Below are 7,704 nucleotides of genomic sequence, written 5' to 3' on the forward strand. Positions count from 1 at the left end.
TGACCGAGGAGGCGATCACGAGTTGAACCCCTCGCCCCCCTGTCGCCCTCGTCCGGAAAGGGCCACGTCACCATGGTCTCGCGCACCCCCCGCCTCACGGTCGTCGTTCCGGTGCACAACGTCGAGAGCTGGCTCGAGGAGTGCCTCCGCTCGGTCGCCGCGCAGACCTTCGACGCCCTCGACGTGGTCATGGTCGACGACGGCTCCACCGACTCCGGCCCGAGGATCGCCCAGCGCTTCGCCGACCGCGACCCCCGCTTCCGCCTCGTCCGGCAGGACAACGGCGGCCTGGGCCACGCCCGCAACACCGGCACCCGGCACGCCGACCCGCGCACCGAGTACCTGTGCTTCCTCGACAGCGACGACATCCTGCCGCCGCGCGCCTACGAGAAGCTGGTGGGGCTGCTGGACGGTTCGGGCTCGGACTTCGCGACCGGCAACGTGTGGCGACTGACCGCCGACGGCCGCAGCCAGGCCTGGCAGCACCGGGACATGACCCGCACCGTCACCGGCACCCACATCACCCAGGACCTGTCCCTGCTGTCGGACCGCGTCGCCTGGAACAAGGTCTTCCGCCGCTCCTTCTGGGAGCGCCACCGCCTCGCCTTCCCCGAGGGCGTGCTCTACGAGGACACCCCCCTCACCATCCCCGCCCACTTCCTCGCCGACGCCGTCGACGTCTGCCACGAGCACGTCTACTACTGGAGGATCCGCGAGGGCTCCATCACGAGGCGCCGCACCGACGTCAAGGGCGTACGCGACCGGATCGCCGCCGTCGACCACGTCAGCCGCTTCCTCGCCGACCCGGCCCGCACCCCGTGGACCCCCTTCAAGCGGGCCTACGACCGCTCGGTCCTCACCGACGACCTGCTGTACTTCATCGACGCCCTGCCGCTGGCCGGCCCCGAGTACCGGCGGGTCTTCATGGAGCGCTGCCGCGACTGGCTCACCCGTGTGGACCCGGGCCTCTTCCCGGAACTGCCCGCCGGGCTGCGCATCAAGTGGCATCTGATCGCCAAGGACCGCCTCGACGACCTGCTGGCGGTGCTCGACCACGAGCAGCGCAACTCCGCGGGTTTCGCCGTCGCCGGCCCGCCGCTGCGCAAGCGGGCGGTGCTGCGCGGAGCGGACGGCGGCCGGATCGCCCTGCCGGCCGCGGCGGCCCGGCTGCGGCGCTCGGACTTCCCCGTCCGGGCCCGGGTGCGCGAGGTGGTGCGGGAGAACGGCCGTCTCGTCCTGCGCGGCTATGCCTACCTGCGCAACATCGACGCGGACCGCAAGGGCGCCGCGCACATCACCGCCGTCGCCGTCCATGGCCGCGGCCGCCGGGCCAAGGTGGTGCTGCTGCCGGTCAGGATCCGTCAGGAGCCCGCCGCCACCCTCAACTCGCGCCAGGAGGAACACTGCTACGACTGGTCCGGCTTCGAGATCGCGATCGATCCGGCGCGGCTGACCACCGGCCTCCGCCAGGGCGAACCGCGGGCCGGCCGCTGGCGGCTCGGAGTGATCGTCGCGGCCAAGGGGGTCATCCGCAGGGCGGGCCTGCGCGCCGCCGACGCCGGCTCGGGGGCGTCCCCGCCGTCGTACGCGACCGCCGGCGGCATGCGGCTGGTGCCGTACTACCGGCAGGGACGGCTGCACCTGGCGGTGGAACCGCAGGTCCGGCGGCTGACCGGGCACCGGGCGACCGCCGACGGCACCGCGGTCGAGCTGGACTTCACCGGCGCGCCGGAGGCGTCGGCGGTGCGGCTGACGCACTCCGCGACGCCCACCGTGCTGGAGTACCCCCTGGAGCCCCCGGCCCGCGGGGAGGCGGACGACGGCGTCCGCCGGGCCCGCGTGCCCCTCGCCGACCTGGCGGCCGCCCGGCCCGCGCTGGACGCCGGGCCCAAGGAGATCCGCCCCGAGGACACCGACAGCTGGGACGTCGCGCTGCTGCGCCCCGGGCACGCCGATCCCGTCCACGTCGAAGGAGCGCCGCCCCCAGGCCACTACGACCTGGGCATCGACCCCCGCCTCGGGGGGACGCCGCGGCGGCTGCTGGTCGAGGCGAAGGCCTCGGGCAAGCTGGTGCTGCGCGACCGCACCCCCCAGCCGGTCGCCGACGCCATCGGCTGGACCGCCGAGAGCGCGCTGGTCGTCGCCGGCCGCCTGGCCCCCGGCTGCGCGCCCGGCCCCGCCGAACTGGTGCTGCGCCACGGCACCCACCGCGTGGAGCACGCCGTCCCGGTGCAGGCCGACGGCGCGCCCGGACGCCGGCCCGGCTCCCCCACGCCGCCCAGCGCCATCCCGTCGCTGCCGCACGCCGGTCAGGAGGGTCCGGACCCGCTGGAAGGGCGCCGTTTCACGGCCATCCTGCGCCCCGGCGCGCTGGAGTCCCTCGCCGGCACCGTGCCGCTGCCCGCCGGCCGGTGGTACCTGTACCTGCGCGACGGAGCCGGCGCGGAGGCCCCCGTGCGGGTGGCGCCGGGGGTCTTCGAGGCCCTGCCGATGGCGGCGGAGGCGGGCGGCAAGTCCTTCTGCGTCGACCGCCGCTTCCACGACCGGCTGTTCCTCGACGCCCGGCCCACGGTGCCGGAACCCCAGCGCGGCCCGTACCGGCAGCGGGTGCTGCGCGAGGTGCACCACCCCCGCACCCGCGGCCTCCCGCGGCGCGAGGCGGTCCTCTACAGTGCCTTCGACGGCCGGGCGTACGGGGACTCGCCGCGCGCCGTCCACGAGGAGCTGCTGCGCCGCCGCGCCGCCGACGGCCTGGAGCACCTGTGGGTGGTCAGGGACGGCCAGGCTCCGCCGCCGGCCACCGCGCGGCCGATCGTGCTGCACAGCGCCGCCTGGTACGAGGCGCTCGGCCGCTGCCGCTACATCGTCACCAACACGCATCTGCCGCAGTGGTTCACCCGCCGCCCGGACCAGACCGTGCTGCAGACCTGGCACGGCACCCCCCTCAAGCGGACCGGCCGGGACCTCGCCGGCACCCTGTGCGCGGACCTGGTGCACCTGCCCCGCCCTCCCCGCGACCCGGGCGTCCAGTGGAGCCTGCTGCTGTCGCCGAACGCGTACAGCACCCCGCTGCTGCGCGCCGCCCTCGGCTACGACGGCCCGGTCGCCGAGACGGGGCTGCCCCGCACGGACGTGCTCTTCGCCGACGACCGCGACAAGACGGCCGCCGCGCTGCGCGACCGGCTGCGGATCCCCCGGGGCCGCACCGTCGTGCTGTACGCGCCGACGCGCCGTGACGACCTGGCGTACGACGCCGAGCACTACCGCATGTCGCCCCACCTGGACCTGGTGGAGGCCGAACGCGCCCTGGGCGCCGACCACGTCCTGCTCTTCCGCTCCCACCCCCTGGTCGCCGACCGCGTCCGCGACGGCGACTTCGTGCGCGACGTGTCCTCCCACCCCGACGTGGCGGAGCTGATGCTGCTCGCCGACGTCCTGGTCACCGACTACGCGTCACCGGCGGCCGACTTCGCCAACACCGGCCGGCCGATGCTCTTCCTCGTCCCCGACCTCGACCACTTCCGCGACACCCTGCGCGGCTTCTATCCCGACTTCGAGGCCCAGGCCCCCGGTCCGCTGCTGCAGTCCACCGCCGAACTGGCGGGCGCGCTGCGCGACCTGGACGCCGTGGCACGGCACAGCGCCGACGCGTACGCCCACTTCCGCGCGACGTTCTGCCCCCTCGACGACGGCGGCGCCGCGGCCCGCGCCGTCGACCGGCTGCTCGTACCCGACCGCCACTGACCCCCGCCGCCACCGACCCCGCGAAGACCCAGGATCCCCATGCCCCGCTTCTCCGTCATCGTCCCGGTCCACCGGGTGCAGGGCTATCTGCGCGCCTGCCTCGACTCGGTGCTCTCGCAGTCGCTGCCCGACCTCGAGGTGATCGCGGTCGACGACTGCTCGCCGGACCACAGCGGCCGCATCCTCGACGAGTACGCGGCCCGCGACTCCCGGGTGATCGCGCTGCACCACGAGGAGAACCGGGGCGTGGGCCGGGCCCGCAACACCGGCGCCGAGCGGGCCACCGGCGACTACCTGCTCTTCCTCGACGGCGACGACACCCTCGCACCCGGCTCCCTGGAGGCCGTCGCCGAACGCCTCAAGCAGGACGGCGACCCGGACATCCTCTACTTCGACCATGTGCGCACCTACTGGTGGGAGGGCGTCGAGAAGAGCCTGTTCGGGCAGCTGCTCGCCTCGGCCGGCACCGACGTCTTCCGCATCACCGAACGCCCGGAGTTCCTCCGGCTGTTCGCGATGACCTCCAACCGCGTCTACCGCCGCGCCTTCTACCAGGGGCACGGCTTCTCCTTCAGCGACGGCATCTACGAGGACGCCCTCGTCTCCTACGTCACGATGCTCAGCGCCGAGCGGATCTCCTGCCTGGCCCGGCCGGTGCTGGAGTACCGGCAGCGGCGCAGCGGCGCCAGCACCCGCAGCCCCGGCCGGGGCCACTTCGTCATCCTCGACCAGTACACCCGGCTCTTCGACTTCCTCGACGCGCCCGGCCGCGAACACCTCGCGCCACTGCGGCCGATGCTGTTCGAGCGGGCCGTCAGCCACTTCCTGTTCTGCCTCGGCAACCCCGACCGGATCCCGCCGCGGCTGCGCGGCGAGTTCTTCCGGCTCGCGGCCCGCTGGTACGCCCGCCACCTGCCGGAGCACTTCGAGCCGCCCGCGGACAAGGCCCTCGGCTACCGGCGGCTGGCCCGCGGCAGCTGGCTGCTGGCCCGGCTGGGCGACGTGCCGCGCACCGCCGGCAAGGAGCTGGCCCGGCGCAGGCGGCGGCTGCGCCGGCACGTCGCCGACCGGGCCAAGGCCGTCTTGTACGCCTACCACCTGCGGCGGCCGCTCGACCCCCATCTCGCGGTGTACTCGGCGTACTGGGACCGCGGGGTGTTCTGCAACCCGGCCGCGATCTACCACAAGGCGCGCGAGATCGCCCCCCACGTCCACGGCGTGTGGCTGGTCCGCAAGTCCGACGTCGCCCGGGTGCCCGAGGGCGTGGACCACGTGGTGCCGCGCACCCGCCGCTACTGGCGGCTGATGGCCCGCGCCACGTACCTGATCAGCAACGTCAACTTCCCCAACGACGTCCGCAAACGGCCCGGCAGCGTGCACCTGCAGACCCACCACGGCACCCCGCTGAAGAAGATGGGCCTGGACCAGCAGCGCTATCCGGCCTCCGCCAGGGGCATGAGCTTCCGCCGGCTGCTGGAACGGGTGGACCGCTGGGACTACAGCCTGTCCGCCAACCCGCACTCCAGCGAGATCTGGGAGCGCGTCTACCCCTCCTCCTGGCAGCACCTGGAGACCGGCTACCCGCGCAACGACGTCCTCCTGACCGCGGGCGCCGCCGAGGTCGCCGCCGCCCGCGCGGAGCTGGGCATCGCCCCGGGCCGCATCGCGGTCCTGTACGCGCCGACGACCCGCGACTACCAGCGCGGCTTCGTGCCCCGGCTGGACGTGGAGCGGCTGTGCCGCGCCCTCGGCGAGGGCTTCGTCCTGCTGACCCGTATCCACTACTTCCACGGCGAGGACGCCCGCCTGCGGGCGCTGCACGAGGAGGGACTGCTCGTCGACGTCTCCCGGCACCCCTCGGTCGAGCAGCTGTGCCTGGCCGCCGACGCCCTGGTCACCGACTACTCCTCGATCATGTTCGACTACGCGGTCCTCGACCGCCCCATCGTCATCCACGCCGACGACTGGCCGGTCTACCGGGCCAGCCGGGGCGTCTACTTCGACCTGCTGTCCGGCGCCCCGGGCGAGACCCCCGGCGCGGTCTCCACCAGCGACGACGAACTGATCGCCGTGTTCCGCGACGGCGCCTGGAACAGCCCCGAGGCGGCCCTGCTGCGGGAGGCGTTCCGCCGCCGCTTCTGCGCCTTCGACGACGGCCGGGCCGCCGAGCGCGTCGTCCGGCGCCTCTTCCTGGGCGAGACCGAGCCGCTGCCCGTCGTACCCCTCGAGGACCGCACCCCGGCCCCCGCTCCCGCGCTCCTGGCCGGCGCCGCGCCGCGCGAACGGCGCTCCGGGCAGCGGAAGGCCGCCGCGAAGCCCTAGCGACGCCCCGTACGGGCCCCGCCGGGATGCAGCCCCGGCCGTGGAGATCAAGCATCGAGAGGACGACGTGACGAGCCGACGACGTCCGGGAGGGTTTCGGTGACCGGCGTGCTGACCCAGCGGGACTGGCGGACCCAGGCATACGAGCTGCGGCAGGTGCGCCGGCCCTCGCCGTACCTCATCCTCGGCACCCTCTTCTGGGCGGTGGTGGCCTACCGCACCTGGCAGTCGCCGATCGCCTCCGACTTCGGGCAGCACGCCGCCGCCGTCGAGCGGATCGCCGCCGACTGGCTGCACCCGGCCAATCCGCTGCTCGACCTGCCGGGCGCCGGCAGCCCCTACTTCACCCCGTACACCGTGGCGCTCGGACTGCTGTCGAAGCTGACGGGCGTCCCCGGCTGGCAGCTGCTCAAGGGGTGCGGCCCGGTCAACCTGGCGCTGATCGTCACCGGCATCGGCGCCTTCACCCGCGTGCTGAGCGACCGGCGCTGGGCGCCGGTGCTCGCGCTCGCCGCGTTCGTCCTGCTGTGGGGGCCGCAGCACAAGGAGTGGAGCGGCTTCCTCGGCCTGCAGTCGATGATCCGGGGGTTGACCTATCCCAGCGCCTTCGCCGTCGGCGTGACGTTCTGGGTGTGGGCGCTCACCGCCCGGGCGGCCCGGCGCGGCGCCGCCGGTCCGTGGCTGCACGCCACCCTGGGGCTGCTCATCGGAACGGTGCTGCTGGTGCACCCCTTCACGGCGATGGGCGCCGTCATCGGCGTGGTCGCCCTCGTCATCGGCATGCAGCGCACCCCGGTCGCCGCCGGGGTCCTCGGCCGGTGGGCGCTGACCGCCGCGGTCGCCTTCGCGGTCGCCGCCTGGTGGCCGTACTTCAGCATCTCCGCGCTGCTCGGCGACCCCACCGTCGACGACGTCCACCGGCGGCTGTACGCGGACCTGTGGCAGTGGTACGGCCTGGCCCTGGCCGGGCTTCCGGCGCTGCTGTGGCGGCTGCGGCACAACCGCTTCGACCCGCTGGTGCTGATGTTCGCCGCGGACTGCGCGGTCGCCGCGTACGGGTGGCTCAGCGGCTCCTACTCCTTCGGCCGGATCTTCGGACTGCTGCTGGTGCCGCTGCAGTTCGCGCTGGCGGTGGAACTCGCACAGGCCCCGCCGTGGACGCCGCTGCGCACCGTGCTGGCCCCGCTGGCGGCGGCGGCGGCCTGCGCGGGGCTGCTGGCGCAGGCCGGCGCGGTCGTCCCGGCCCGCTACGTACCGCCCGCGCTGCATCTGCAGCGGCTGAACGGCTGGCCCAGCTACGAGTGGGCGGGGGCGCACGTCGCCGCCGGGGACGTCCTGCTGACCGGCGGCTACGACCCCCAGCACGTCATGCCCGCCTACGGGGTGTTCCTCGTCTCCCCCGCCTGGCCGGACCCTTCGACGACGGCGGCCGAGCGCCGGCGGCGCGAGGACGACGTGCGCGCCTACCTCTCCCCCGCGACACCGGCGGAGCAGCGCCTGGCCATCGCCCGCCGCTACGACGTGACGTGGGTCATGACCGGGCCCGGCGACCCGGCCCCGCCGGGCGGCGTCGAGGTCGACCGGAGCCCGCGCACGGGCGAGCGGCTGTACCGGGTCGGCTGAGCCCTGCCACGCGGC

3 protein-coding genes are annotated in these 7,704 nt (G+C 74.6%); all 3 read left to right on the forward strand.

What is annotated here, in order from left to right; genetic code table 11:
• The first annotated feature begins 72 nt into the window (after positions 1 to 72).
• The 3 genes from AC3ET4_RS14720 to AC3ET4_RS14730 all read left to right on the forward strand — a co-directional run bounded on the left by AC3ET4_RS14720 (position 73) and on the right by AC3ET4_RS14730 (position 7,689).
• Positions 73 to 3,744, forward strand: coding sequence for a bifunctional glycosyltransferase/CDP-glycerol:glycerophosphate glycerophosphotransferase (locus AC3ET4_RS14720; RefSeq protein WP_431949239.1), 3,672 nt, complete (start codon positions 73 to 75; stop codon positions 3,742 to 3,744).
• A gap of 39 nt (positions 3,745 to 3,783) precedes the next feature.
• Positions 3,784 to 6,066, forward strand: coding sequence for a bifunctional glycosyltransferase/CDP-glycerol:glycerophosphate glycerophosphotransferase (locus AC3ET4_RS14725; protein WP_431949241.1), 2,283 nt, complete (start codon positions 3,784 to 3,786; stop codon positions 6,064 to 6,066).
• A 99-nt stretch (positions 6,067 to 6,165) separates the two neighbouring features.
• Complete coding sequence (locus AC3ET4_RS14730) at positions 6,166 to 7,689, forward strand: hypothetical protein (protein ID WP_431949243.1); 1,524 nt, start codon at positions 6,166 to 6,168, stop codon at positions 7,687 to 7,689.
• The last annotated feature ends 15 nt before the right edge of the window (positions 7,690 to 7,704 follow it).

It is taken from the genome of Actinacidiphila sp. bgisy167 (assembly GCF_057707665.1).

What these genes read in the sequence shown, in the direction of transcription:
- AC3ET4_RS14720 (WP_431949239.1), top strand. Translation starts at nt 73, where the DNA reads ATGGTCTCGCGCACCCCCCGCCTCACGGTCGTCGTTCCGGTGCACAAC.
- AC3ET4_RS14725 (WP_431949241.1), top strand. Translation starts at nt 3,784, where the DNA reads ATGCCCCGCTTCTCCGTCATCGTCCCGGTCCACCGGGTGCAGGGCTAT.